Genomic DNA, 26081 nt, shown 5'->3' with positions numbered 1-26081 from the left:
GGGACGGGAGGACGCCGGACCGCAGACCGTCATCCTCGGCCGATAGCATCGGACCGTGTCGACCAGAGCCGCCTCCGGCCCCGTGAGAGCCGACCTCCAAGGCCTCCGTGCCGCGGCGGTCTCGCTCGTCGTGGTGTTCCATCTCTGGCCGGGGCTCGTGCCGGGCGGGTTCGTCGGCGTCGACGTGTTCTTCGTGATCTCCGGGTTCCTCATCACGGCGCACCTCCTCGCCGAGGTCGAGCGATCCGGTTCGGTCCGGCTCGGGCGGTTCTGGGCGCGGCGCGCACGACGGCTGCTCCCCGCCGCGCTCACCGTCCTCACCGCGACCCTCGTCGCAAGCTGGTACCTCGCGCCACTCGGGGACCTGCCCCGGTTCCTGCGCGAGATCGCGTGGTCGGGCCTGTACATCGAGAACTGGGCGCTCGCCGGATCCGCGATCGACTACCTCGCGGCGGAGGACGCTCCGTCGCCGGTGCAGCACTTCTGGTCGCTGTCGGTCGAGGAGCAGTTCTACCTCGTCTGGCCGATCCTGGTCCTCGTCGCCGGCTGGCTCGCCGTCCGGTTCGCCCGACGCGCTGCTGAGACGACGGCGCGGCGTCGGGGCGTCGCGATCGCGATCGGACTCGTCTGCATCGCGTCGGCCGCCTGGTCGGTCGTCTTCACCATCCAGGACCCGTCTCCGGCCTACTTCGCCACGACGACGAGGGCCTGGGAGTTCGCCGCCGGGGGACTGACGGCGATCCTGGTGGCCGAGGGGGCCCGGCGCGGCTGGGCGCTGCGGGCGGGTGCGCGCACGGTCATCGCCTGGCTCGGGTTCGCCGCGATCGGGGCGGCTGCCGTCTGGTATTCGGGTGAGACGCCCTTCCCGGCGTTGACCGCGGCGCTGCCGGTGGGCGGGACGATCGCCGTGATCGCGGCCTGGGCACCTGACGTCCGGTGGTCGCCGACCGCGCTGCTCGCCCGGGCGCCGATCCAGTGGCTCGGCGACCGCTCCTACGCCGTCTACCTGTGGCACTGGCCCCTCATCGTGTTCGGCGGGATCGTGCTCGGTCGGTCGGCCACCATCCCCGAGCAGATCGTCCTGCTCCTCATCACGGGCGCCCTCGCGGAGGTGACGACGCGGTTCGTGGAGCGCCCGATCCGGTTCGGGCGGATCGCCGGTTGGCGGCCACGACGGGTCATCGGCGCGACAGCCCTCGCGATGAGCGTCCTGTCGATCGCTTCGATCGGGGTGCTCCCCGGTGCCGAGGCGCGCATCGCCGCCGAACAGCAGCGCATCGAGACCCTGGTCGCGACCCCGTCGAACTGCCTCGGTGCCGCGGAGCTCGTCGATGCTGCAGCGTGTCCGCGGGACGACGGAGCGTCATCGGACGGCAGGGAAGGCTCCGGTGGCGAGACCTCGCGCGACGGTTCCTCGGCGTCGCCCGGGGACGAGACCCGCGGGGTCGTCATTCCTGAGGCGTCGCTCGCCGACCTGCCGCCGGACCGCTGCATCACCGACATCCGAGCTGCAGCGTTCGAGGTCTGCGCTTACGGCGCCACCGCGGAGCGGGCGACGAGGACGGTGGCGCTCATCGGCGACTCGCACGCCGAGCAGTGGTTGCCGGCGTTCGCGACTGCTGCCGAGACGAACGGGTGGCGGCTCCTCGTCGCGGCGAAGAGCTCCTGCCCGTTCAGCGACGCCGAGCGCACGGAGCCCGGGACGAGCGCGGCGGTGCTCGCCGAGATGCGCGCCGGGTGCCTGAGCTGGAACCGCAACGCCCTCGAGCTGCTGCAGGACGAACCGGAGATCGACACGCTCGTCGTCTCGGCGCGAGCCCGGAACCCGGTCGTCGCCGAGGGGGACCGCGACTGGCGGGAGGTGGCTGCGGAAGCCTATGAGGAGCGCTGGGCGCTCGTGCCAGCGACGATCGAGCAGATCGTCGTCCTGCGCGACACCCCGACGATGTCGGACGACGTGCTGAAGTGCGTCCGCGACGACGCTGATCCGGAGGACGGGTGCGCCCGGGACCGGAGCGACGCGCTCACGGAGGATCCGCAGTATGAGGCCGCCCTCGCGAGCACCGACCCACGGGTCCGCCCCGTCGACCTCTCGGACGCCCTGTGCTCGTCCGATCGGTGCTCACCGGTGATCGGCGGTGTCCTCGCGTACCGCGACCATCACCACCTGAGCTGGGTGTACGCCGAGACCCTCGCGCCCGTCGTCCAGGCGGTGCTGGACCGGATCCCGACGCCGGAGTCAGACGGCGTCGCGCCCTGACGCCGCACCGGGCGCGATGAGGCGCGGAGCGTCGGCTGCGAGTCGGGCGGTGTAGGGGTAGGCCGGGGCGGTGAACACCTGCTCGGCGTCGCCATGCTCGACCACCCGCCCGTGCTGCATCACGGCGACCCGGTCGCTCATGTGTCGGATGACGCCGAGGTCGTGGGAGATCAAGAGGTAGCTCAGGCCGTGGCGTCGCTGCAGCTCGTCGAGGAGGTCCAGGATCCTGGCCTGGACGGTGACGTCGAGCGCGGAGACGGGTTCGTCGAGGATGAGCGTCGACGGTCGGCCCGCGAGTGCCCGCGCGATCGCCACCCGTTGTCGCTGCCCGCCGGAGAGTGTCCGCGGGCGCGCGCGAGCCAGCGAGGGATCGAGGCCGACGTCCGCGAGGAGACGGGTGATGTCGCGAGGTGCGGCTTGCCGCCCACGAACGGCGTCGGCGAGGATGGCGTCGACGCGCCAGCGTGGATCGAACGAGCTCAACGGATCCTGCGAGACCCAGCCCAGACGATTTCGTCGTGGACGACGCGCTCGCTCGGGGAGCTCCGACCACGGTTCGCCCTCCAGGAGCACGGTTCCCGACTGCGGCGCGGTGAGGCCGAGTGCGATGCGGGCGAGCGTGGTCTTGCCCGAACCGGACTCGCCGACCACGCCCAGGGTCGTCCCCGCTTCCAGGCGGAGCGAGACGTCGTCGACCGCCAGGATCGCCGAGGCGCCGCGGCCACGCTCGAAGCTCCGGGTGACGGATCGGAACTCCAGCGCGGGTGCGTCCGATCGGGCCTGCGTCGTCGGACGGGTGCCCATCGGCGGCTGTTCGGCCACCGGTGCCGCGTCGACCGCCGGGTCTGCGCTCAGGCGCGTCCCTCGAGCGCGGTCGGTGGGGACCGCGGCGATGAGGGCTCGGGTGTACGGGTGTGTCGGCCTGGTCAGCACCTGCTCGGCCGGCCCCTGCTCGACGACGACACCGTGCTGCATCACGACGAGGTGGTCGGCGATCGACGAGACGACGGCGAGGTCGTGGCTGATCAGGAGGAGGCCCGCGCCGCGCCGCTTGACGTCGTCGAGGAGGCCGATGACACGTGCTTGGACGGTGACGTCGAGGGCAGTCGTCGGTTCGTCGGCGATGAGGAGGTCGGGGTCCAGTGCGATCGCAGAAGCGATGAGCGCGCGCTGGCGGAGTCCGCCGGAGAGTTCACCGGAACGTTGGCCGATGCGGGAAGCCGGGTCGGGCATGCCGACGGAGTCGAGGAGTTCGAGCACCCGCCGGGTGCGGGCGGTCCGGTCGAGGTCGGTACCGAGTCGGAGTGCGTCGTCGATCTCGCGCCCGATCGGTCGCAGGGGGTCGAGCGACACGAGGGCGTCCTGGAGGACGAGTCCGATGCGACGCCCGCGCAGGCGTCGCCAGGCAGATGCTCCGAGTCCGCGGAGGTCGGTGCCGTGGAAGTCGAGTCGAGTGGCCGTCACCCGCGCCGATGCGCCGGCGAGGCCCAGGAGCGATCTGGCGGTCACGCTCTTGCCGGAGCCCGACTCGCCGACGATCGCGACGCAGGTGCCGCGCTCGACCTGGAAAGAGACGTCGGAGACGACAGCGTCGCCGCCGCCGAATCCGACCGTCAGCGCTTCCACCTGGAGCAGGGGAGTGGAGTCGCTCATCGGCCGTCCTCCCGTGATCGGCGCTGGAGACCCCGTCCGAGGACCGTGGTGGACAGGGCGGTCGAGACGATCATCAGACCGGGGAACGCCGTGAGCCACCACGCCGTCGCGAGGTAGGTGCGTGCTGCGGCGAGCATGGCACCCCACTCCGGCGCGGGTGGTTGCGCCCCGAGCCCGAGGTAGCTCAGGGCGGACGCCCAGACGACCGCCTGTCCGATGCCAAGGGTCGCGAGGACGAACAGCGGGGCGACGGCGTTCGGGAGGATGTGTCGGAACAGGATCCGGGCCGGCCCGTGCCCGAGCACTCGCGCGGCCTCGACGAAGTCGGAGGAGCGGACCTGGAGCAGTTGACCGCGGATGAGGCGCGCGTAGCCCGGCGCCGTCGACAGGCCGACCGCGATCGTCGCCGTGACGGGACCGGGCCCCGCGATGACGATCACGAGGAGCGCGAGCAACAGGCCGGGGAACGCGAAGAGCACCTCGAGGACGCGTCCCACGGCGAAGTCCGCGATCCGGCCGCCGACTGCGGCGATCGTCGCGAGGACCGCTCCGAGGATCAGTCCGATGGCCGTCGCGGCGACGCCGATGAGCAGCGAGGTCCCCGCACCGTGCACGACCCGGCTCCAGACGTCGCGGCCGGACTCGTCCGTGCCGAACCAATGGGTGAGGGACGGCGGCGAGAACGCGGCCCGCGGGTCGACCGCCGTCGGTGACGCTGTCGCGAACAGCTGGGGGGCGAGCGCACAGCCGAGCAGGAACAGCACCACGACGGCCGCGATGATCTCGGGAGCGCCGAATCCCGACGACCGGCGCCGTCCGCCGCGGACCCGGGCGTCGGGGCGTCCGGATGTCGGGGTGATCGCGAGCCCGCTCATGAACCGGACCGCCGGATCCGGTCGCGTGGGTCGAGCAGTTCCGCCGCGAGGTCCGCGAGGAACATGACGACGACGTAGGCCACCGCCGAGCTCAACACCACGCCGGTGACCACCGGGACGTCGCGCACGGTCACCGCTTGGAGCAGTGTCCGTCCGAGACCGGGCCGGGCGAAGATGGTCTCCACCACCACCGCACCGCTGATGAGGTACCCGAAGGCCCATCCCGACAGGTTCACCGCGGGCACGGCGGCATGACGCAGGCCGTGTCTGAGCAGCAGGCCGGTCGTCGATTCACCACGCGCGGCCGCGGAGACGGCGAACGGCGCGCTCCCCGCGTCGAGCAACGGTTCCCGCATCACCTGGGCCAGGAACCCGGCGACCGGGATGGCCAGGGTCAGCACCGGGAGGATGAGACCGACCGCATCACCCGTACTCACCGGAGGGAGCCATCCGAGCCAGGTGCTGAAGAGCGTGATGAGGACGGTCGCCAGCCAGAACTGGGGGAGCGACGCCGCCACGAGTTCGACGGCCGATCCGAGCGCTGCGGAGACCCGTCCGCCACGGGTCGACCAGACCGCGAGGCCGAGCGCCAGAAGCCAGGCGACGGCGAGCGACGCCGTCGCGAGCACCAGGGTGCCGCCGAGCTGTTCGGCGAGCACCTGAGCCACCGGCGTGCGGAGGGACGCCGACTCGCCGAGATCCCCCTGGACCAGTCGGACCAGTTGCGCGAGGTACTGGACGAGGAGCGGCTGGTCCAAGCCGTACTGTTCGCGAACCCGTTCGAGCGCTTCCGCGGACGCTTGTGAGCCCGGGCCGCCGAGATAGGCCTGCGCCGGGTCGCCCGGGATCAGTCGGACCGCGAAGAACGTGACCGTCGCGACCGCCCAGAGCACGAACACCGCGCCGGCCAGTCGCGCCCCGATCCGCGCGGCCAGGCGGCGGAGGTCGCGTCCCTCGCGGTGGATGACCGTCACTCCACGAGCCAGGCGTCCCCGAAGACCGGCGTCGACACCGTCGGCAGAGCGCGCACGCCCTGCAGGGAGGTGCTCAGCAGGAAGTGGTTCTGCTGGTCGTAGAGCGGGAGGATGTAGTAGCCGTCGAGGATGATCTGCTGCGCCTGCTCGTAGAGGAAGGCGCGCTCCTCGGGGTCGAGCGTGTCGCTCGCCTGCTTGAGGATGTCGTCGAGCGCCGGGTCGTCGAGCTGGGCGTGGTTCGCGAAGTAGCCGCTCGGTGCCGGCACGATGCCTGACGAGTCGTAGAGGACGCGGAGCACATCCGGGCCCACCTTCGTGTACGGCGCGCTGACGGCTTCGTACGCGTTGCTCCCGAGTGCCTCGTACCAGCTCGCGAGGTCGAGCAGTTCGAGCTGCACGTCGAACCCGACGTCGCCGGCGCCCGCCTGGATCTGCTCGAACAAGGACTGCTCGGCCGGGATCGACTGGTTGGTGCTGACCGGGAACCGCACGGTGAGGCGGACCCCGTCCTTCGTCCGGACCCCGTCCGCGTCCTTCTCGGTCCAGCCGGCCTCGTCGAGCAGCTTGTTCGCGGCGTCCACGTCGTAGCCGAACAGGCTCTCGTCGCCGTACGCGGTCGTCTCGGCACTCGAGAGCGGGGAGTAGGAACGCTTCGCCGTCCCGAAGAACAGCGACTCGATCCCGGCGTTCACATCCGTCGACCGCACGAAGGCCTCACGGACGCGCTGGTCGTCGAACGGAGCCTGACCGGAGTTCAGCTCGATGCGGTTCGAAGCGCCCGGACGGGGTGCGTCCAGGTCGACGATCGTCTTCGAGTCCTTCGCCTGCGCGATCGTGTCGGGCTGCGCGTTGTCGATGATGTCGACGTCACCGCTCTGCAGCGCGGCGAACCGGGACGCGGAGTCGGGGATGAACCGCCAGGTGATGCCGTCGAGATACGCGGGCCCGTCGTGGGCGGCGTCCCCGGGGGCGGAGTCGTAGTCCTCGTTGCGCACGAGCGACACATGGTCCTGCTTGACCCACTCGTCGACGACGAACGGTCCGGTGCCGACCGGTGCGTCGCAGTTCGCCGCTTCTCCACGGGCGATCCCCGTGGGCGACTCCATCGCGGTCCACGGCTGCGACAGGGATTCGAGCAGGGCGCTGTCCGGAGCGGAGAGGGTGAAGCGGGCCGTCGTGGCGTCGACCGCCTCGACCGAGGCGACCTTGCCGACCGCGAGGTATCCAGTCGACGACTTCGTCGCCGGGTCCTGGAGGTGTTCGATGTTCGTCTTGACCGCTGCGGCGTCGAACGCCGTCCCGTCGGTGAACGTCACGTCCGGGCGGAGGGTGAACTCCCACGTCAGGCCGTCCTCCGAGGTGGTCCACGACTCGGCGAGCCACGGGATGATCGCACCCTTCGCGTCGCGCGAGACGAGCGGCTCGAGGACCTGGGCGCTGAGCAGAGCCTGCGGGTAGTTGCCACCGACGTGCGGGTCGAGGCAGGTCGGCTCCGCATCCCCACTGGCGTAGACCAGCGTGCCGCCGGCTTTCGGGGTGCTGGACGCGGACGGTGCGCCGGGAGCACACGCTGCGAGCAGGACCGCGAGGGGGACGAACGCCACGACGACACGCGCCGTCCGGCGGCCCGACGATGCCCGACGAGGACGGACGGGGGAGAGGGATGCAGGCACAGGGACTCCAGGAAGCGTATCGACCGGGTGCTGTGGTCCCGGCGACCACGTCGGACGAATTATTGGACGCAGTCTCGGAACCAGCATACGGGCTCCCGTGATCCTGCCGACCCCTCGCGCGACGGCTAGGCTCGCAGGCGGCGGAAGGAGCGCACATGACACGACCACCGGCACGGAACGCCGTCGGGCGCCCTCGTCGATCGTCGCGGCGCATCCTCGAAGAGGCCGCGGCGGAACTCTTCCTGGAGCAGGGCTACCCGGGAACGACCGTCGATCAGATCGCCAGCCGCGCCGGCGTCAGCCGCAACACCTTCTTCAACTACTTCGGCTCCAAGAGCGACGTCCTCTGGGTGGACGTCGACGCGGCGCTCGCCGGACTCGAGCGGGCGCTCGCCGCAGGAGGCCCGGCGTCCACGGCCGACGAGGCGATGCCCGCACTGCAGGACGCCCTGCTCGGCATCGCCGAGGAACGCCCGAACGGCGCCGTGCCGTGGGCCCTCACCCAGATCGACCTCATGGACACGGCCTGGGAGCTGCAGGCGTCGGGGCTCGAGCGGCTGCTCAGACTCCAGGCCGTGCTGCGGGTGTACCTCGCGCGGCTGGCTCCCGGGGTCGACGAGTTGACGGTCCGCGCCGCGGCGGCCGCCACCGCCGGGGCCGTCGTCGCAGGGGCCGGCGCATGGGCCGGTGCGGGCGTGAACCGCGGCGAGCTCGATGCCTACCTCCGAAGCGCGATCGCGCCGGTCATCGACGGGTTCGGCCGTGCGCTGGCCAGAGCCACCGGCCCCGTCACCTCCTAGTCGGACACCTCCGCGAACCGGTTCTCCAGGCTGTACCATGGGAGCAACGACATCGATCCGGCCATCACCGGGGAGTCCTCGGAAGAACAGCGACCGCCAGTCGGCCGCCCAGTAGAGCCGAGCGGGGCAGGCCCGTCACAGCCGGTGCAGAGCGGCCGTCACACGTGGACGGCAAGCGGGGTGGTACCGCGTCGGCGAGCCGGCGTCCTCGCAGGACCCACGAGACCTGCCAGGAGAACGATGAGCTACCCGAAGTCCCAGGAACCGAACGCTTCCGAGTCCGCCTCGAACGGTGCGGCCTTCGGCGTCACACCGTCGCCCAGCTTCCCCGCCATCGAAGAAGGCGTGCTCGCACGGTGGGCGGCCGACGGGACCTTCCAGGCGTCGATCGACCAGCGCGAAGGAGCACCCGAGTGGGTGTTCTACGACGGCCCTCCCTTCGCCAACGGCCTCCCGCACTACGGCCACCTCCTCACCGGCTACGCCAAGGACCTCTTCCCCCGGTTCCAGACGATGCGCGGCAAGCAGGTGCACCGGCGCTTCGGTTGGGACACCCACGGTCTCCCGGCCGAGCTCGAGGCGGAGCGCCAGCTCGGCATCACCGACAAGCGCCAGATCGACGAGATGGGTCTCGCCGCGTTCAACCAGGTCGCCCGCGACTCGGTGCTCCGGTACACCGAGGAGTGGCAGGACTACGTGACGCGCCAGGCGCGCTGGGTCGACTTCGAACACGACTACAAGACGCTCGACGTGACCTACATGGAGTCGGTCATCTGGGCGTTCAAGCAACTGCACGACAAGGGCCTCGCCTACGAGGGCTACCGGGTGCTGCCCTACTGCTGGCGCGACCAGACCCCGCTCTCCAACCACGAACTGCGCATGGACGACGACGTCTACCGGTCCCGCCAGGACCAGACCGTCACCGTCACCTTCCCACTCGTCGGCCCCAAGGCCGAGAGCCTCGGACTCACCGCGGTCCGAGCGCTGGCCTGGACGACGACCCCCTGGACCCTGCCCACGAACGCGGCGCTCGCCGTGGGTCCCGACATCGAGTACGCGGTCGTCCCGGCCGGCCCGAACGGTACCCCGGACGCGACCGTCCTGCGCGAAGAGGGCGCTGCCCACGCCGACACGGAGGTGCTCGCGGGGGAGTACCTCATCGCCTCGGCGCTGCTCGGCAACTACGCCAAGGACCTCGGGTACGACTCCGCGGCAGACGCGCAGGCCGCCGTGTCCCGCACGGTCGTCGGCCGCGACCTCGAGGACGTCTCCTACGACCGCCTGTGGGACTACTACGCCGACGCCGAGTGGGGCATGGAGCACGCGTGGCGCATCCTGGTGGCCGACTACGTGTCGACCGAGGACGGTACGGGCATCGTCCACCAGGCTCCCGCCTACGGTGAGGAGGACCAGAAGGTCTGCGAGGCCGCGGGCATCCCGGTGATCGTCTCCGTCGACGACGGCGGGAAGTTCCTCCCCGAGGTGTCAGACGTCGTGGGCCTGCAGGTCTTCGACGCGAACAAGCCGCTCACGCAGCTGCTGAAGTCGCAGGGACGCCTCCTGCGACAGGCGAGCTACGAGCACTCCTACCCGCACTGCTGGCGGTGCAAGCAGCCTCTCATCTACAAGGCGGTGTCGAGCTGGTTCGTCCGCGTCCCGGAGTTCCGCGACCGCATGGAGGAGCTCAACCAGGAGATCACCTGGGTGCCGGAGAACGTCAAGGACGGGCAGTTCGGCAAGTGGCTCGCCGGTGCGCGCGACTGGTCCATCAGCCGCAACCGGTACTGGGGATCACCCATCCCCGTGTGGAAGAGCGACGACCCGGCGTACCCGCGCATCGACGTCTACGGCTCGCTCGACGAGCTCGAGGCCGACTTCGGTGTCCGTCCGACGGACCTGCACCGCCCGTACATCGACGAGCTCACCCGGCCGAACCCCGACGACCCGACCGGTCGCTCCACCATGCGTCGCATCACGGACGTCCTCGACGTCTGGTTCGACTCCGGCTCGATGCCGTTCGCGCAGGTGCACTACCCGTTCGAGAACCGCGAGTGGTTCGATTCGCACAGCCCTGCCGACTTCATCGTCGAGTACATCGGGCAGACGCGTGGCTGGTTCTACCTCCTCCACGTCCTGTCCACCGCACTCTTCGACCGGCCGGCGTTCACGAGCGTCGTGAGCCACGGCATCGTCCTCGGCAGCGACGGCCAGAAGATGTCGAAGTCGCTGCGCAACTACCCGGACGTCAACGAGGTGTTCGACCGCGACGGTTCCGATGCGATGCGCTGGTTCCTCATGTCGAGTTCGGTCCTCCGCGGCGGCAACCTGGTCGTCACCGAGGAGGGCATCCGCGAGGGTGTCCGTCAGGTGATGCTGCCGCTGTGGAACAGCTGGTACTTCTTCTCGCTGTACGCCAACACCGCGGTGCCCGGCGGGTACGACGCCGTCTGGCGGACGGACTCGAGCGACGTGCTGGACCGGTACATCCTCGCCAAGACGCGTGAACTCGTCGTGACCGTCACCGACCACCTCGAGGCGTTCGACGCGACGCTCGCCGCCGCCTCGCTGCGCGACTTCGCCGACGTGCTCACCAACTGGTACGTGCGTCGTTCGCGCGACCGGTTCTGGGCGAGCGACGGCGGAGAGCTCGACCGTGACGCCTTCGACACCATGTACACGGTCCTCGAGACCTTCACCCGGGTCGCCGCGCCACTGCTGCCCCTGATCTCCGAGCAGATCTGGACCGGGCTGACCGGGGAGCGCAGCGTCCACCTCACGGACTGGCCGGAACCACAGGCCTTCCCCGAGGACGCCGCCCTGGTCGCGGCGATGGACCGGGTCCGCGAGATCTCCGGGGTGACCCTCGCGCTGCGGAAGCAGGCGGGCCTCCGGGTCAGGCTGCCGCTCGCGTCGCTCACCGTCGTGACGCCCGACCCGGCGTCGCTGGCGCCGTTCGAGGCGATCCTCCGCGAGGAGCTCAACCTCAAGGCGGTCGTGTTCGCCGAACTGACCGACGCCAGCGGCGCCGAGTACGGGGTGACCTCACGGCTCTCGGTCAACGCCCGGGCAGCCGGGCCTCGGCTCGGGAAGACGGTGCAGCAGGCGATCAAGGGCGCTCGGAGCGGCGACTGGTCCGAGATCGACGGGACAGTCACGGCCGGTGGTATCGAACTCGTCGAGGGCGAGTACGAGCTCGTCATGGAGGCGTCCTCGGGTGCCGCCGGTGGGGTGGCGCTCGCGTTGCTCCCGTCGGGTGGGTTCGCCCTGCTCGAGACGACCCTGACGCCGGAACTCGAGGCCGAGGGTCTCGCCCGCGACGTCATCCGCGCCGTCCAGGACACCCGGAAGGCCGCCGATCTCCAGGTGAGCGACCGCATCGCCCTCGGACTCCGGTTCGACGAGGAAGCCGACGAGCGCGCGGTACGGAGCGTGCTCGACGTGGTCGACCTCGCCGGCGACACGCTCGCATCCTCGCTGAACTGGGCCGGCACCGTGGCGTCGTCGGTATCGTCCGGCTTCTCGCAGACCTTCGCGGCGGGGAAGTTCGGCAACACCGGCGCCTTCACCGTCACCGTCGAGCGCGCAGAGGAGACCGCACATGTCCGATGAACTGAACGAGCCTGACGACCGCTCGGCCGCGGACGCGGCGGACGCCGTGTACCGCGAGCTGCTCGACCGTCTCGGAGAGGCCCAGCCGCAGCCCCGACTCGGCGCCACCAAGCGAGCGCTCGAGCTGCTCGGCAACCCCGAGTCGTCGTTCGCGATCATCCAGATCGCGGGCACGAACGGCAAGACGAGCACGGCACGCATGATCGAGAGCATCCTCCGCGCCCACGGTCTCCGGACGGGTCTCTTCACGAGTCCGCACCTCGTCCGGTTCACCGAGCGCATCGGGGTCGACGGCGAGCGGATCTCCGACGAAGCCGTCGCGAAGAACTGGGACGACATCCGGCCCTACCTGGCGATGGTCGACGCCGAACTCACGGCGGCCGGGGAGCCGGCGCTGACCTTCTTCGAGGCGCTGACGGTGCTCGGGTTCGCCTGCTTCGGCGACGCGCCCGTCGACGTCGCGGTGGTCGAAGTCGGCATGGGCGGGGCGTGGGACTCGACGAACGCGGCAGACGCCGAGGTCGCGGTCTTCACCCCGATCGACCTCGACCACGTGCAGCGGCTCGGATCCACGATCGCCGAGATCGCGCGGACGAAGGCGGGGATCATCAAGCCCGGCGCTCAGGTCGTGTCGGCCGCGCAGCACCCGGACGCGAGACGTGCACTCACGGAGGCGGCGGCCGCCGCGTCCGACCCCATCGTGTTCGAGGGCGACGAGTTCGCCCTGGAGCAGGACGCCGTCGCCGTCGGCGGACAGCTCATCACCGTCCGAGGCCGCGCGGGGACCTACCCGGAGCTCTACCTGCCCTTGTACGGCGACCATCAGGGACGGAACGCCACGCTCGCGATCGCCGCCGTCGAGGCGTTCCTCGGCGGTGCGACGCAGGCCATCGCCGAAGACGTCCTCGCCGAAGGGCTCACGGAGGTCGCCTCACCGGGGCGGCTGCAGCTCGTCGGCACCGATCCCACCGTGCTCGTCGACGCGGCGCACAACCCCCACGGCGCGGCGTCACTCGTCGCGGCGCTCGGGACGTACTTCGACGTCGACGAGATCGCCTTCGTCGTCGGCATCCTGCAGGACAAGGACGCCGCGGGGATCCTGACGACCCTGGCGCCGGCGGCGTCCGGGTTCTTCTTCACCCAGTCCGAGTCGGAGCGCGCGATCCCCGCCGAGGAGCTCTCGCGGCTCGCGGCGTCGCTCGAGCTGCCGGCCTCGACGTTCGCCGACACCCTCGACGAGGCCGCGGAGGACGCCCGTCGTTGGGCGGATGAGGCGCCTCGCCGGCTCGTCGTGATCACCGGCTCCATCACGCTCGTCGGTGAGGCGATCGAGGTCGCCGACGACCGCGAATGGAAGGCGAAGGCATGAGCGGCATGTCGGCTCGGCGTGGTCCGCGGAGCATCAAGCAAACGCTCGGATCGATCATCCTCGGATTCGAGATGGTCGTCATGTTCCTCGGTTCGCTCGTCATCTTCGGGCTGAAGGCGCTGCCGGCCCCGGTCGCGTTGATCGGCGGCGCGGTGCTGTGTCTGATCATCGTCGCGACGATCCCGCTCCTGCGATTCCGCTGGGGGTATTGGCTGGGCTGGGCGGTGCAAGCCGCTATCGTGGCTACCGGTCTGCTCGTCCCGATGATGTTCCTCGTCGGTGGCATGGCCGCAGCCGTCTGGACCTATGCGATGGTCCAAGGCGACAAGATCGAGCGTCAGCAGGCGTTCTACCGAGAAGCGAAGGATTGACCGTGGCTGTTGAAGAAACCCTGGTACTCGTGAAGCCCGACGGCGTCGCACGCAACCTGACCGGCGAGATCCTCCGCCGGATCGAGGCGAAGGGCTACTCCCTCGTGGACCTGCGCATGGTCGAACCCGACCGCGAACTCCTCGCCGCGCACTACGCCGAGCACGAGGGCAAGCCGTTCTACGAACCGCTCGTCGAGTTCATGCTGAGCGGCCCGGTCGTCGCCATCCGAGTGGCCGGTAACCGTGTGATCGAGGGGTTCCGTTCGCTCGCGGGCACGACCGATCCGACGACGGCGGCCCCCGGCACCATCCGCGGCGACTTCGGTCGTGACTGGGGCCTCAAGGTGCAGCAGAACCTCGTGCACGGCTCGGACAGCGTCGAGTCCGCCTCGCGCGAGCTCGCGCTCTGGTTCGCCTGACGTCGGTCCGTCCATCGGACGACGAAGCCCGCCCCCGGTCTCCGGGGGCGGGCTTCGTCGTTCTGCAGGGCAGGGGTCAGAGGTAGGACAGGACGTCGAGCCGCAGCTGCGCGATGACCGCGACGACGAGGTAGCAAGCGAGGGCCACCACGACGATCCAGGAGGAGACGACGCCGGCGACCCGGCGGACGGCCGGCGAGGCCGGGATGATCCCGTTCTTGAGCGTGAACGCCGTCACGGCGATGAACGACGGGATCGTCACCGACCAGGTGACCATGCACCACGGGCAGAGCGTGCCCAGGACGAAGATGCTCTGGGAGATCAGCCAGATGACGAACCCGAGGGCGCCGAGGAGTCCGACGTTGAAGGCGATCCAGAACCACCGCGCGAACCGCGCGCCGGCCAGGATCGCGATCCCGACGGCGATCGGCGCGATCCAGGCGGAGAGGCCGATGAGCGGGTTCGGGAACCCGAGGATCGCGCCCTGCCAGGAGTTCAGGTTGACGCCGCATTGCACCAGGATGCTCAGGTTGCAGCCCAGTTGTGCGTCGGGGTCCTGCAGGAGCTGGAACTTGTCGAGCGTGAGCGCGAACGCGGCGATCCACCCGATGACGCCTGCGAGGATGAGGAAGATCGCGAGGCCCTTGGGGCGCGCGTCGATGACCGGAGCTGACACGCTCCGATTGTCGCACGCGGAGCTGCACGCCGGCTCAGACGCTCCAGGACATGCCCGGGCAGGTGGCGCTCAGGAGTGCCGGCCCCGTTCGTGCGATAATCGAGGGGTTGTGCCCGAGCCGCGCTCGACCGCACGACACAACAGGCTTGTTGGGCAATGAGAGCCCAGGACCCGCCGGCACGTGCCGGCACGATCGTGAGAGCTCCGAGAGCCAGCGATCACACAGGATTTGCGAACGGCTGCACCCGCAGACGCTCGCACGAGATGAAGAACCGGAGGGTGGCGCGGCCACCGACCCGGCATAGGGGAGTACACCAGGAATGGTGAAAGAGCACACCGAGGACCCGGCCACGCCGGAGACCGAGCACGAACCGACCGACCAGCAGCTCACGACACCTGACGCCGCCGACAGGTCCACCGAGACCGAGCAGCCGACGACGCAGGAGGAATCGACGCCCGTCGCACCGGTGCGTCCGCCGACGACCATGCTGCTGTTCCAGGCGCCGGACCTCCCGCCGATCGTGCACCGCGACGACGAGCCGCTCGAAGCGGAACTCAGTTCGTCCCGGCGACGCACCCGTCGTCGTGCCGGCGAGGACGGACCGGAGCAGGCCGAGCGCGGCGATTCGCGTTCCGAGAGCCGCAACGTCGTCAAGGTCCGCACGCCTCGCGAGCCGGAGCTCATCACCGAGCCGCAGAAGGTGCGCGGCTCCACCCGGCTCGAGGCCAAGAAGCAGCGCCGCCGCGACGGACGTGACGCGGGTCGTCGTCGTCCGGTCGTCACCGAGGCCGAGTTCCTCGCGCGACGCGAGTCGGTGGACCGCGTCATGGTCGTCCGCTCCAAGAACGGCAAGACGCAGATCGGCGTCCTCGAGGACGGCGTCCTCGTCGAGCACTACGTCGCCAGGAGCCAGGAGGCCTCGCTCATCGGCAACGTCTACCTCGGGCGCGTGCAGAACGTCCTGCCGAGCATGGAGGCGGCCTTCGTCGACATCGGCCGCGGGCGTAACGCCGTGCTGTACTCCGGTGAGGTCGACTGGGACTCCGTGGAGACGGGCAACCAGCCCCGCCGGATCGAGCTCGCGCTGAAGGGCGGCGACACCGTCCTCGTGCAGGTCACGAAGGACCCCGTGGGCCACAAGGGTGCGCGCCTCACGAGCCAGGTCTCCCTGCCCGGACGCTACCTCGTCTACGTGCCGAACGGCTCGATGAACGGGATCTCGCGCAAGTTGCCGGACACGGAGCGAGCACGCCTGAAGAAGATCCTCAAGGAGGTACTTCCGGAGAACGTCGGCGTCATCGTGCGCACGGCCGCCGAGGGTGCCACCGAGGAGCAGCTCACGCTCGACGTCACGCGGCTGAAGTCGCAGTGGGCGGAGATCTCGCGTCAGATCGAGACGGTCCAGTCGCCGGCCCTGCTCCACAGCGAGCCCGACCTCCTCATCAAGATCATCCGCGACGTCTTCAACGAGGACTTCCAGAAGCTCGTCATCCAGGGCTCCGACGCCCTCCAGGACATCCAGAGCTACCTCCGCGGCGTCGCGCCCGACCTGCTCGAGCGGGTCGAGGCCTACGACGGCACCGGCGACGCCTTCGTCGACTACCGCATCGCGGAGCAGATCGAGAAGGCGCTCGACCGCAAGGTCTGGCTCCCCTCCGGCGGTTCACTCGTCATCGACCGCACCGAGGCGATGACGGTGGTCGACGTCAACACGGGCAAGTTCGTCGGTTCAGGCGGCAACCTGGAGGAGACGGTCACCAAGAACAACCTCGAGGCCGCCGAGGAGGTCGTGCGTCAGCTGCGACTCCGCGACATCGGTGGCATCATCGTCGTCGACTTCATCGACATGGTGCTCGAGACGAACCGCGACCTGGTCCTCCGACGGCTCGTCGAATGCCTCAGCCGCGACCGGACGAAGCACCAGGTCGCCGAGGTGACCTCGCTCGGACTCGTCCAGATGACGCGCAAGAAGCTCGGTCTCGGGCTTCTGGAGACGTTCAGCGAACCGTGTGAGGTCTGCGCCGGGCGTGGCGTCGTCGTGCACCACGACCCCGTCGTCCGTCACCGCCAGACCCCGCAGCCGGAGCAGCAGCGTCGTCGAGGCAAGGGTGGAGCGCAGGGCGGTCAGCCGTCGGGCGGCCAGAACGCGCAGCAGAAGCCGGCCGGTCAGACGCACGGGATCACCGACGACGCGAAGAACGCGCTCGCGCTGATCGCCGCTCGCACGCTGCACCACGAGGAACTCGCCGCGGCTGAGGCGGTCGCCGATGCGGTCGTCGCAGAGGCGGCAAGCGCCGAGGACCGGGCCACCGAGGAATCGACGCCCCAGCAGGATGACCGGTCGGCCGCGTCCGCCGGACAGCAGCAGGAGGGCCGCCGCAGCCGCCGCGAGAAGCGCGAGCCGCGACGTCGAGGCGGCGACGACTCCCGTCGTGGCGCCACCGAGGATCGTTCCGCCGACACCACGGCGGAATCCGCGTCACCCGCGCTGGCATTGCTGGACCTGCCGATCGCCCCGGTGGCCGACAAGCCGCGGCGTGCTGCCGTGGTCGATCCGGAGCACCTGCTGGAGTCCGTCCTCGACGCGCTTCCTGAGCCGAAGCAGCCCGGTCAGGGTCGTGGCCGGAGCCGACGCGTGTCGACGGCTTCGCTCGCCGGTGGGCAGGCTGTCGGGTCGGACGCGTCGCAGCGCCAGGCCGAGTAGGACCGATCGATCAGGACGGCGCGTCTCCGCGGGAGGCGCGCCGTTCGCGTGCGGTGATGCGCAGGCCGCTGGCGATCAACCGGCGGACGAGCTCCCCGCCGGGGACGGCCACCGCCCCGGCCGCGACGAGGGTCTCGTGCCGTTCGGCGGGGACGTCGTAGTGGTCCAGGTCGAACGAGCGTGGCGGCAGACCGGTGCGCTCGGCGAACGCGTGCAGCTCCTCGAGCGAGCTGTCGCTCACGACGTGCGACCACAGGGTGCCGTGTGCCGGCCAGAGCGGGGGGTCGATGAGCACGGTCATGCCCCCATCCAACCACCGTCGCCGACGGTGGATTCCCGGTCGGGTCCGGACGCGCCGGGCACCAGGCCTTCGTTCAGGAGGCCCCGGGGTACACTGGTCGAGTGCATCCGGTGTGGGAGCCGTGAGGAACAGCCTCGAACTCGAGCGTCTGTCCCACTGGTTTGACCTGGACTGCACGATGAAGTAAACTCGACCGTTGGTGTGCATTGAGTTTTCATTGCCACCCACGGTTTTCTGCCATCAAGGTGTCCCACGTGTTCGAGCCTTTCCGAGCAGTAACTTCCAGCAACAGTCAGTCGGAGCGTTTCGCTCCCCAAAGAACGGGTACGTAGTGGTTTACGCAGTTGTGCGCGCCGGAGGACGGCAGGAGAAGGTCGAGATCGGAACCATCGTCACGATGGACCGGGTCAAGGCCGACAAGGATGGCAACATCGAGCTTCCCGCGGTGCTCCACGTCGACGGTGAGAACATCATCTCCGACGCGAAGTCGCTCGCGAAGATCACGGTGACGGCCGAGGTGCTCGAGAACCTCCGCGGTCCGAAGATCATCATCCAGAAGTTCAAGAACAAGACCGGGTACAAGAAGCGTCAGGGGCACCGTCAGGAGCTCACGCGCGTCAAGATCACCGGCATCAAGTAAGGCATCGAGGAGAAGAAGAGATGGCACACAAGAAGGGTGCGAGTTCCACTCGCAACGGTCGTGACTCCAACGCACAGCGTCTCGGTGTGAAGCGCTTCGGCGGCCAGGTCGTCCTCGCGGGCGAGATCCTCGTCCGTCAGCGCGGCACGCACTTCCACCCCGGCGCCAACGTCGGCCGTGGCGGCGACGACACGCTGTTCGCTCTCGAGGCTGGCTCCGTCCAGTTCGGCAACAAGGGCGGCCGCAAGGTCGTCAACATCGTCGCTGCTGCAGAGTAGCAACACCGATCTTTCCAGCAGGGGGCGGGCTTCGGCCCGCCCCCTGCTGTCGTACAACCGAGTTACATGATCCAGAGAGGGGCTGAGCGTCCATGGTCACATTCGTCGACCGGGTCACACTGCACCTGCGAGCGGGCGGCGGCGGCAACGGCTGCGTCTCCGTGAAGCGCGAGAAGTTCAAGCCGCTGGCCGGCCCCGATGGCGGCAACGGCGGACACGGTGGCGACATCGTGCTCGTGTCGGACCCTCAGATCACGACCCTGCTCGGGTACCACCGGTCTCCGCACCGGAGCTCCGACACCGGCGGCTTCGGCATGGGCGACCACCGGAACGGCTTCCAGGGCGAGACGCTCATCCTGCCGGTGCCCGTCGGCACCGTCGTGAAGGACGTCGACGGCGTCGAACTGGTCGACTTCGTCGAGCCAGGTATGGAGTTCGTCGTCGCGCCCGGCGGGCAGGGTGGCCTCGGGAACGCGGCGCTCGCCTCGACCAAGCGCAAGGCCCCGGGCTTCGCGCTCCTCGGCACGCACGGCTGGGAGGGCGATGTCCTCCTCGAGCTGAAGACCGTTGCCGACGTCGCGCTCGTCGGCTACCCGTCGGCCGGGAAGTCGAGCCTCATCGCCGCGATATCTGCTGCCAAGCCGAAGATCGCCGACTACCCCTTCACCACGCTGCACCCGAACCTCGGCGTCGTCGAGGCCGGCGAGGTGCGCTACACGATGGCGGACGTCCCCGGCCTGATCGAGGGCGCGAGCGAGGGCAAGGGGCTCGGCCTCGAGTTCCTCCGTCACGTCGAGCGGTGCTCCGCGTTGTTGCACGTCCTCGACTGCGCGACGCTCGAGCCGGGCCGCGACCCGATCAGCGACCTCGACGTCATCCTCGCCGAGCTCGCCGCCTATCCCGTCCCGGAGGGCCAGACGCCGCTGGTCGAGCGCCCGCAGCTCATCGCCCTCAACAAGATCGACGTCCCGGAGGCGAGGGAGCTCGCCGAGTTCCTGCGTCCCGACCTCGAGGCACGCGGCTACAAGGTCTTCGAGATCTCGACGGTCTCGCGCGAAGGTCTCCGACAGCTCTCGTTCGCGTTGAGCGAGCTCGTCGAGGAGAGCCGCGCCCGCGCAGCCCTCGAGGCCGCCAAGCCTCGGATCGTGCTCCGCCCGAAGCCGGTCGACGACTCCAAGTTCACCGTCACGGTCGAGGGTGGCACCTACGGCAACCTCTACCGCATCCTCGGCGCGAAGCCGGAGCGCTGGGTGCAGCAGACGGACTTCAACAACGAGGAGGCCGTCGGGTTCCTCGCGGACCGCCTGGCGAAGCTCGGTGTCGAAGAGGCGCTGTTCAAGGCCGGCGCCGTCGCCGGTGCCACCGTCATGATCGGTGCGGGTGGCGGCGTGGTCTTCGACTGGGAGCCCACACTCACGAGCACCGCGGAACTGCTGACGCAACCGCGTGGAACGGACCCGCGTCTCGACGCGAGCCACCGCCCGACCCGCAACCAGCGTCGTGACGAGTACTTCGAGCGCATGGACGCCAAGGCCGAGGCGCGCGCGGAGCTGCTCCGCGAACGCGCGGCCGGTCTCTGGAACGACGATGAGGGCTTCGAAGTGGGCTCCGTGCCGGCTGACGCCCAGCAGGACGAGGGTGGCGCGTCGGAGGACGACGAACGGTGACCGTCAGCCAGCGCAGTGCGATCCCTGGTGCCCGCCGCATCGTCGTGAAGGTCGGTTCCTCTTCGATCAGCGGTGAGAACGCCGGGCAGATCACTGCGCTGGTCGAGGCTCTCGCCGGAGCGCACGACAGGGGGACCGAGGTCGTCCTGGTGTCCTCCGGCGCCATCGCGACCGGGATGCCGTACCTGCGCCTCGATGCACGCCCGAGCGACCTGGCGACGCAGCAGGCGGCTGCGGCCGTCGGGCAGAACGTCCTCATCTACCGGTACCAGGACAGCCTCGACCGGTTCGGCATCGTCGCCGGTCAGGTGCTCCTGACGGCGGGCGATCTCGAGAACCCGAGCCACCGGAGCAACGCCCAACGGGCGATGGAACGGCTGCTGGGGCTGCGCATCCTCCCGATCGTGAACGAGAACGACACCGTGGCGACGCATGAGATCCGGTTCGGCGACAACGACCGGCTCGCTGCGCTCGTCTCGGTGCTGGTCGCGGCGGACGTCCTGATCCTGCTGAGCGACGTCGACGCGCTGTACACGCGTCCTCCGCAGGAGCCCGGTGCCGAGCGCATCGAAGAGGTGCCGTTCGGCGACCCGCTCACCGGCGTGACGTTCGGCGACATCGGGTCAGCGGGCGTTGGAACGGGCGGTGCCGGCACGAAGGTGTCCGCGGCCCGGTTGGCTGCTGAGGCAGGGACCTCCGTCCTGGTGACCTCGACGGCGAACGTCGCCGCCGCGCTCCGGGGCGAGCAGCTCGGGACCTGGTTCCAGCCGGCCTGAGCCGGCTCCGCTGGGGTCGCTGAGTACAATCGACGCATGTCGTCGTCTCTCACCACCGCGCTCCCGCTCATGGATCGTCTCGCCGCTGCAAAGCGTGCGTCCCGGATGCTCGCTCAGACGACCACCGCGCAGAAGAACCGGGCGCTGGAAGCGATCGCCGTGGCGATCGTGGAGGGCGCCGACGCGGTGATCGCCGCCAACGAGCTCGACCTCGCCAGCGGGCGGGAGCAGGGGATGGCGGTCGGCCTGCAGGACCGTCTCCGCCTCGACCGTGGACGGATCGAGGGGCTGGCGGTCGCGGTGCGCGACGTCATCGCGATCGTCGACCCCGTGGGTCAGGTCGTCCGGGGCAGCAACACACCGGACGGCGTGAAGCTCGAGCAGGTCCGCGTCCCGTTCGGCGTGGTCGGCGCGATCTACGAGGCCAGACCGAACGTCACCGTGGACATCGCCGCCCTCGCGATCAAGAGCGGTAACGCGGTCGTCCTCCGCGGTGGTTCCGCGGCAGAGCACACCAACGCGGTCCTCGTCGGTCTGCTCCGATCGGCGCTGGAGTCCGTCGGCTTGCCCGGTGATGTGGTGCAGACGATCGACGAGTTCGGCCGGGACGGCGCGAAGCAGCTCATGAACGCCAGGGGCCTCATCGACGTCCTCATCCCGCGGGGGAGCGCCTCGCTCATCGAGACGGTGGTCCGGGAGTCGACGGTGCCGGTGATCGAGACCGGTGCCGGTGTGGTGCACGTGTTCCTCGACGCGAGCGCGGACCGCGACTGGGCGGTGGACATCGTCCGCAACGCGAAGGTCCAGCGCCCCTCGGTCTGCAACGCGCTCGAGACCGTGCTCGTCCACCGCGACGCGGCTCAACGCCTGCTGCCAGCCGTGCTCGGCGACCTCCGGGAGCACGACGTGCTCATCCATGCGGACGAGCAGGCGCGCGAGATCTTCCCCGATTCGGTCGCCGCCGTCGAGGAGGACTGGTCGACCGAACACATGTCGCTCGAGGTGTCGGTGCGCGTCGTCGACGACCTCGATGCCGCGCTCGAGCACATCGACCGCTACTCCACCGGCCACACGGACGCGATCGTGACGAACGACGTCGTCAACGCCGACCGCTTCCTCGCGGAGGTGGACTCGGCGGTCGTCATGGTCAATGCGTCGACCCGGTTCACCGATGGCGCGGAGTTCGGGTTCGGTGCCGAGGTGGGCATCTCCACCCAGAAACTGCACGCCAGAGGGCCGATGGGCCTCCCGGAACTGACGAGTACGAAGTGGCTCGTGCGTGGTACGGGTCACACCCGTCGGTAGTCGCTAGAATGAGGTGAGCGTCACCAGGCGTCGCACAGAAGGAGAGATCATGTCGATTGCCGCGTCCGTATTGGCTGCCACCGTTCTGGCCGAGTCGGAGCACGCCGTCGAACTCGCCGCTCCGACCTGGGTCTTCGGCGCCGTCGCGCTCGTGCTGTTCGCCATCCTCGGCGCCGTGACCTTCAGCTATCGCGACGTCGCCAACCGCCACGGTGGCAAGGACGAGCCGACGCTGGCGCACGGCGAGCACGGTCACTGAGCTGTCCGGCGTGAGCGCGCCCGTCGCCGAGACGACGACACGTCGTCCTCGGATCGGCGTCATGGGTGGAACGTTCGACCCCATCCACCACGGGCACCTCGTCGCCGCTTCCGAAGTCGCGCAACACTTCGACCTCGATGAGGTCGTGTTCGTCCCGACCGGCATGCCGTACCGCAAGTCGGGTGTGAGCGACAGCGAGCACCGCTACCTCATGACGGTCATCGCCACCGCGGCGAACCCCCGTTTCACCGTCAGCCGCGTCGACATCGACCGCGCCGGTCCCACTTACACGATCGACACCCTCCGCGACCTGCGACGCAAGCGGCCGGACGCCGAGCTGTTCTTCATCACCGGGGCGGACGCGATCGCCCAGATCCTCAGCTGGAAAGACGTCAGAGAGGTCTGGGATCTCGCTCACTTCGTTGCTGTGAGTCGTCCGGGACACGATTTGAACGTTTCCGGATTACCGCAGCACGACGTAAGCTTGTTGGAAGTTCCGGCCCTTGCGATATCGTCGACGGATTGCCGGAGCCGGGTGAGCAAAGGCTTTCCAGTCTGGTATCTGGTTCCCGACGGTGTCGTGCAGTACATCACCAAGCACCACCTGTATCGGAGTGAAGCCACATGACCGCGTTGCCAGAAGACGCGCCCTTGACCAGGCGACAGGCTCGAGCGAGCCAGCAGTCGTCGACGCCCGCCGACGATGCAGCGCCCGAAGCGGCTGCTCCGCGGAGCCGTCGCGCATCGACGTCGGAGCCGGTCGCCGGGGGAGCGATCCCCGAGCCGGCAGTGTCGGAGCCCAGTGGCGCTCCACGCGTCGAGTCGGCGTCACCCGCTCCAGCATCAGCTGCGGCCGCCTCGAGCCCCGGCACGACGCCGTCGACCGGCGCGCCGAGCCCGGCTCCCACCGGTGGGCTCACTCGTCGTCAACTCCGCGAGTTGGAGCGGACCGGCTCGATCGAGCAGATCCCGGCGGCGACCGCGCCGGTCGCACCCCCTGTGGAGCAGCCCGTGCCCTCGGTCGCTCTGCCGCCGCGCACGCCGGATCAGGTCGTCGCTCCTCCCCAGAAGCAGAACAAGGCCGCCCGGCAGCAGGCCGCGAAGCTCGCGCAGCAGACGGCCGCCGCCGAGGCTGAAGCCGCTGCGGAGACCGAACGCCGTGAGGCCGCGGCCCGCAAGCTGCACGAGCAGCAGGACGCGGATCGCCTCGCTGCCGAGCGCAAGGCCGAGGAGCGCAAGGCGGCCGAGCGTCAGGCAGCCGAGCGTGCCGCCGCGGAGGAGCGAGCCGCCAAGGCTCGGGCGTCCGAGGCTCCGGCACCCCAGGTGACGCCGGCGAGCGACAAGCCCGTCGCGTCCGGCTCCCTGTTTGACGTCTCCGACCGCGACGACATCTCCGAGGACCCCGCGTCCACGCTCTCGAAGGGGTTCGGGCGCGACTCCATGCTCGTGGCGGCGCTCGAGGCCGAGCGCGCTTCACAGGTCGACAACGAGGTCGCGTTCGAAGACCTGCTCGGCAGCAGCATGACGACGACGGGCCAGATCACCACGAGCTCGCTCATCATCCCCGTGGCCCCCGCGCAGGCGGAGGCCGGTGCGACGTCGAACTCCACGGGCGAGATCCTCATCACCGGAACGATCGACCTCCCTCGGGGGCTCGGTTCCGCCGGCCAGGACCCGAACCACTTCGACGGCGCGGGCATCGACCGCCTCGTCGAGGGGGACGAACTCCCGGCCTCCGTCACCGCCGCTTCGCCCGTCGCGGCGAGCCGCGCGGTCAGTAGCCACGGATCGACGCGTGACGTCGTCCCGGCCACCACCAACCAGAGCAACAAGCTGCTGATGACCCTCGCCATCGCCGCCGCGGTGCTCGCGGCGGGCGTCATCGCGGTGCTCATCATCGGATTCTTCGGCGGGGCGTTCTAGCCCTTCCGCCATTCACCCGACCGCTTCCGCTGCGGTCGTCAGAGGAGTACACCACATGACCCTGTCCGACACCACGCTGGACGCCGTCCAGCTCGCATCGACCGCAGCCGAGTCGAAGGGCGGCGAGGATCTCGTCGCACTCGACGTCTCTGGCCCGCTGCCGTTCGTGGACGCCTTCCTGCTCGTCACCGGGCGGAGCGAGCGTAACGTCGTCGCCATCGCGGGCGAGGTCGAGGATCGCCTGAACGCGAGCGGCGTGAAGACCTTGCGTCGCGAGGGCAAGTCCGAAGGTCGCTGGATCCTCCTCGACTTCGGCGAGGTCGTCGTCCACGTCTTCCACGAGGAGGAGCGGATGTACTACTCGCTGGAGCGCCTGTGGAAGGACTGCCCGGTGATTCCGCTGGTGTCGTCGGCTCCACAGCCCGCGAGCTGACCGACGCGTCGGTGTCGGCATCGAAAGTGGTCACAACCGCTCTCAAGATGTAGTAACCTATTCAAGTTGCTTCCGCTGAAACAGCAGGGGCAAGCAACGTGAATATGGGTCTGTGGCGCAGCTGGTAGCGCACCTGCATGGCATGCAGGGGGTCAGGGGTTCGAGTCCCCTCAGATCCACTGGAACATCAAGAAGTCCCCGTCAGCCGAACAGCTGACGGGGACTTCTTCGTTGGGCCGGAACCCGAGGTCAGTTCACCTCGTCCGGGTGGCTGCCGACGCGCTTCCCCGAGTCGAGGGCGTCGATCGCGGCGATCTCGTCGGCCGACAGTTCGAAGCCGAACACGTCGAAGTTCTGCGCGATGCGCTCGCGCGAGTTCGACTTCGGGAAGACGATCAGGCCGTTCTGGAGGTGCCAGCGGATGACGACCTGTGCGGGCGTCACACCGTGGGCCTCGGCAGCAGCCGCGACCGACTGCTCACCGAAGAGGTCGTACTTGCCCTGACCGAGGGGCCCCCACGACTCGATGTGGATCCCGTGCTCAGCGCCGAACGTCCGCAGCTCGCGCTGCGCGAAAGCCGGGTGCAACTCGATCTGGTTGACCGCCGGGACGGTGTCGGAGTTGGCGAGGAGCTTCTCGAGGTGCTCGACCTGGTGGTTCGAGACGCCGATCGAGCGCGTCTTGCCGGCGGCCTTGATCTCCTCCAGCGCCAACCACGCCTCGAGGTAGTCGTCCTTGCCGGGCGTGGGCCAGTGGGTGAGGTAGAGGTCGACGTGGTCGAGACCGAGCTTGTCGAGGCTCTCGTCGATCGCCGCGTGCGCGGACGCCTTCTGGTGACGGTCGTTCCAGAGCTTCGTGGTGATGAAGAGTTCGTCGCGGGGGATGCCGGACTTGGCGATGGCGGCGCCGACGCCCTCCTCGTTCTTGTAGATCGCGGCGGTGTCGATGTGGCGGTAGCCGACCTCGAGTGCATCGGAGACGATGCGCTCCGCCTCCTGCGGGTCGACGAGGAAGACGCCGAAACCGAGCTGGGGGATGGTGTGGCCGTCATTGAGCGTGATGGTGGGAACAGTCATGGCTTCATGGTGGCACCGGAACCGTTCATCCGGAACGG

23 protein-coding genes and 1 tRNA gene are annotated in these 26081 nt (G+C 69.5%); 17 read left to right on the top strand and 7 right to left on the bottom strand.

Annotated elements, in window-relative coordinates; all coding sequences use genetic code 11:
• Positions 1–55 precede the first annotated feature (55 nt).
• The gene (locus ASF68_RS03080; RefSeq protein ID WP_082498460.1) at positions 56–2260 is read left to right on the top strand and encodes an acyltransferase family protein; all 2205 of its coding nucleotides are present in this window, start codon (positions 56–58) and stop codon (positions 2258–2260) included.
• Here ASF68_RS03080 and ASF68_RS03075 read toward each other — a convergent pair.
• From ASF68_RS03075 to ASF68_RS03060, 4 genes are read right to left on the bottom strand one after another with little or no spacing between them, the layout of a single operon-like run.
• Positions 2240–3913, bottom strand: a complete 1674-nt coding sequence (locus ASF68_RS03075; protein ID WP_056006656.1) for an ABC transporter ATP-binding protein — start codon at positions 3911–3913, stop codon at positions 2240–2242. The two genes, ASF68_RS03080 and ASF68_RS03075, sit on opposite strands and share 21 nt — an antisense overlap.
• On the bottom strand, positions 3910–4788 hold the full coding sequence (locus ASF68_RS03070) for an ABC transporter permease (protein WP_056006654.1): 879 nt from the start codon (positions 4786–4788) through the stop codon (positions 3910–3912). The genes ASF68_RS03075 and ASF68_RS03070 overlap by 4 nt, the downstream gene beginning before the upstream one ends.
• The gene (locus ASF68_RS03065) at positions 4785–5762 is read right to left on the bottom strand and encodes an ABC transporter permease (protein ID WP_082455820.1); all 978 of its coding nucleotides are present in this window, start codon (positions 5760–5762) and stop codon (positions 4785–4787) included. The genes ASF68_RS03070 and ASF68_RS03065 overlap by 4 nt, the downstream gene beginning before the upstream one ends.
• Entirely contained in the window at positions 5759–7366 is a 1608-nt protein-coding gene (locus tag ASF68_RS03060; protein ID WP_056006651.1) for an ABC transporter substrate-binding protein, read from the bottom strand. Before ASF68_RS03060 ends, ASF68_RS03065 begins: the two co-directional genes overlap by 4 nt.
• 224 nt (positions 7367–7590) lie before the next feature.
• Here ASF68_RS03060 and ASF68_RS03055 point away from each other — a divergent pair, with 224 nt between their 5' ends.
• The 5 genes from ASF68_RS03055 (at position 7591) to ndk (ending at position 14003) form a co-directional block, all read left to right on the top strand.
• A complete protein-coding gene (locus ASF68_RS03055; RefSeq protein ID WP_056006648.1) occupies positions 7591–8235 on the top strand; it encodes a TetR/AcrR family transcriptional regulator in 645 nt (214 codons plus the stop codon).
• Between the two features lie 240 nt (positions 8236–8475).
• Positions 8476–11844: an isoleucine--tRNA ligase gene (gene ileS, locus ASF68_RS03050; RefSeq protein ID WP_056006646.1), complete on the top strand. Its 3369-nt coding sequence runs from the start codon at positions 8476–8478 to the stop codon at positions 11842–11844.
• Entirely contained in the window at positions 11834–13213 is a 1380-nt protein-coding gene (locus ASF68_RS03045; RefSeq protein ID WP_056006643.1) for a folylpolyglutamate synthase/dihydrofolate synthase family protein, read from the top strand. The genes ileS and ASF68_RS03045 overlap by 11 nt, the downstream gene beginning before the upstream one ends.
• On the top strand, positions 13210–13584 hold the full coding sequence (locus ASF68_RS03040) for a DUF4233 domain-containing protein (RefSeq protein WP_056006641.1): 375 nt from the start codon (positions 13210–13212) through the stop codon (positions 13582–13584). Before ASF68_RS03045 ends, ASF68_RS03040 begins: the two co-directional genes overlap by 4 nt.
• Positions 13585–13586: 2 nt before the next feature.
• A complete protein-coding gene (gene ndk, locus ASF68_RS03035) occupies positions 13587–14003 on the top strand; it encodes a nucleoside-diphosphate kinase (RefSeq protein ID WP_056006638.1) in 417 nt (138 codons plus the stop codon).
• A gap of 76 nt (positions 14004–14079) precedes the next feature.
• Here the strand turns inward: ndk and ASF68_RS03030 are convergent, their stop codons facing one another.
• Positions 14080–14679, bottom strand: a complete 600-nt coding sequence (locus ASF68_RS03030) for a vitamin K epoxide reductase family protein (protein WP_056006635.1) — start codon at positions 14677–14679, stop codon at positions 14080–14082.
• Between the two features lie 320 nt (positions 14680–14999).
• Here ASF68_RS03030 and ASF68_RS03025 point away from each other — a divergent pair, with 320 nt between their 5' ends.
• Entirely contained in the window at positions 15000–17384 is a 2385-nt protein-coding gene (locus tag ASF68_RS03025; RefSeq protein ID WP_082455814.1) for an Rne/Rng family ribonuclease, read from the top strand.
• Between the two features lie 10 nt (positions 17385–17394).
• On the opposite strand, the gene ASF68_RS03020 is transcribed toward ASF68_RS03025, so the two are convergent.
• The gene (locus ASF68_RS03020) at positions 17395–17685 is read right to left on the bottom strand and encodes a DUF4031 domain-containing protein (protein WP_056006632.1); all 291 of its coding nucleotides are present in this window, start codon (positions 17683–17685) and stop codon (positions 17395–17397) included.
• Between the two features lie 331 nt (positions 17686–18016).
• On the opposite strand from ASF68_RS03020, the gene rplU reads away from it, so the two are divergent.
• The 10 genes from rplU to ASF68_RS02970 all read left to right on the top strand — a co-directional run bounded on the left by rplU (position 18017) and on the right by ASF68_RS02970 (position 25145).
• Positions 18017–18325: a 50S ribosomal protein L21 gene (gene rplU, locus ASF68_RS03015; protein WP_082455812.1), complete on the top strand. Its 309-nt coding sequence runs from the start codon at positions 18017–18019 to the stop codon at positions 18323–18325.
• Positions 18326–18345: 20 nt separating this feature from the next.
• A complete protein-coding gene (rpmA, locus tag ASF68_RS03010; protein ID WP_056006626.1) occupies positions 18346–18603 on the top strand; it encodes a 50S ribosomal protein L27 in 258 nt (85 codons plus the stop codon).
• A 92-nt stretch (positions 18604–18695) separates the two neighbouring features.
• Complete coding sequence (obgE, locus tag ASF68_RS03005; RefSeq protein ID WP_082498458.1) at positions 18696–20270, top strand: GTPase ObgE; 1575 nt, start codon at positions 18696–18698, stop codon at positions 20268–20270.
• The gene (gene proB / locus ASF68_RS03000; protein ID WP_056006623.1) at positions 20267–21046 is read left to right on the top strand and encodes a glutamate 5-kinase; all 780 of its coding nucleotides are present in this window, start codon (positions 20267–20269) and stop codon (positions 21044–21046) included. Before obgE ends, proB begins: the two co-directional genes overlap by 4 nt.
• A 36-nt stretch (positions 21047–21082) precedes the next feature.
• Positions 21083–22351, top strand: a complete 1269-nt coding sequence (locus tag ASF68_RS02995) for a glutamate-5-semialdehyde dehydrogenase (protein WP_056006621.1) — start codon at positions 21083–21085, stop codon at positions 22349–22351.
• A gap of 49 nt (positions 22352–22400) precedes the next feature.
• A complete protein-coding gene (locus ASF68_RS02990; RefSeq protein ID WP_056006618.1) occupies positions 22401–22610 on the top strand; it encodes a hypothetical protein in 210 nt (69 codons plus the stop codon).
• A gap of 10 nt (positions 22611–22620) precedes the next feature.
• Positions 22621–23238, top strand: a complete 618-nt coding sequence (gene nadD / locus ASF68_RS02985) for a nicotinate-nucleotide adenylyltransferase (protein WP_255353616.1) — start codon at positions 22621–22623, stop codon at positions 23236–23238.
• Between the two features lie 23 nt (positions 23239–23261).
• On the top strand, positions 23262–24533 hold the full coding sequence (locus tag ASF68_RS02980) for a hypothetical protein (RefSeq protein WP_157580178.1): 1272 nt from the start codon (positions 23262–23264) through the stop codon (positions 24531–24533).
• Positions 24534–24588: 55 nt separating this feature from the next.
• On the top strand, positions 24589–24966 hold the full coding sequence (gene rsfS / locus ASF68_RS02975; protein WP_056006609.1) for a ribosome silencing factor: 378 nt from the start codon (positions 24589–24591) through the stop codon (positions 24964–24966).
• A gap of 106 nt (positions 24967–25072) precedes the next feature.
• Positions 25073–25145, top strand: a tRNA-Ala gene (locus ASF68_RS02970).
• 70 nt (positions 25146–25215) lie between these two features.
• Here the strand turns inward: ASF68_RS02970 and ASF68_RS02965 are convergent.
• Entirely contained in the window at positions 25216–26043 is an 828-nt protein-coding gene (locus tag ASF68_RS02965; RefSeq protein WP_056006606.1) for an aldo/keto reductase, read from the bottom strand.
• Positions 26044–26081 lie beyond the last annotated feature (38 nt).

It is taken from the genome of Plantibacter sp. Leaf314, from assembly GCF_001423185.1.
Classification (GTDB): Bacteria; Actinomycetota; Actinomycetes; order Actinomycetales; family Microbacteriaceae; genus Plantibacter.
The sequence above is the reverse complement of the archived record's forward strand: the minus strand, read 5'-3'. Positions and strand labels throughout refer to the sequence as shown.

Excerpts from the sequence above, each read along its gene's own strand:
- ASF68_RS03075 (WP_056006656.1), bottom strand. The coding sequence starts at position 3,913 with ATGAGCGACTCCACTCCCCTGCTCCAGGTGGAAGCGCTGACGGTCGGA.
- ASF68_RS03070 (WP_056006654.1), bottom strand. The coding sequence starts at position 4,788 with ATGAGCGGGCTCGCGATCACCCCGACATCCGGACGCCCCGACGCCCGG.
- ASF68_RS03055 (WP_056006648.1), top strand. The coding sequence starts at position 7,591 with ATGACACGACCACCGGCACGGAACGCCGTCGGGCGCCCTCGTCGATCG.
- ileS (WP_056006646.1), top strand. The coding sequence starts at position 8,476 with ATGAGCTACCCGAAGTCCCAGGAACCGAACGCTTCCGAGTCCGCCTCG.
- ASF68_RS03045 (WP_056006643.1), top strand. The coding sequence starts at position 11,834 with ATGTCCGATGAACTGAACGAGCCTGACGACCGCTCGGCCGCGGACGCG.
- ASF68_RS03040 (WP_056006641.1), top strand. The coding sequence starts at position 13,210 with ATGAGCGGCATGTCGGCTCGGCGTGGTCCGCGGAGCATCAAGCAAACG.
- ASF68_RS03025 (WP_082455814.1), top strand. The coding sequence starts at position 15,000 with ATGGTGAAAGAGCACACCGAGGACCCGGCCACGCCGGAGACCGAGCAC.
- ASF68_RS03020 (WP_056006632.1), bottom strand. The coding sequence starts at position 17,685 with ATGACCGTGCTCATCGACCCCCCGCTCTGGCCGGCACACGGCACCCTG.
- rpmA (WP_056006626.1), top strand. The coding sequence starts at position 18,346 with ATGGCACACAAGAAGGGTGCGAGTTCCACTCGCAACGGTCGTGACTCC.
- obgE (WP_082498458.1), top strand. The coding sequence starts at position 18,696 with ATGGTCACATTCGTCGACCGGGTCACACTGCACCTGCGAGCGGGCGGC.
- ASF68_RS02995 (WP_056006621.1), top strand. The coding sequence starts at position 21,083 with ATGTCGTCGTCTCTCACCACCGCGCTCCCGCTCATGGATCGTCTCGCC.
- ASF68_RS02990 (WP_056006618.1), top strand. The coding sequence starts at position 22,401 with ATGTCGATTGCCGCGTCCGTATTGGCTGCCACCGTTCTGGCCGAGTCG.
- rsfS (WP_056006609.1), top strand. The coding sequence starts at position 24,589 with ATGACCCTGTCCGACACCACGCTGGACGCCGTCCAGCTCGCATCGACC.
- ASF68_RS02965 (WP_056006606.1), bottom strand. The coding sequence starts at position 26,043 with ATGACTGTTCCCACCATCACGCTCAATGACGGCCACACCATCCCCCAG.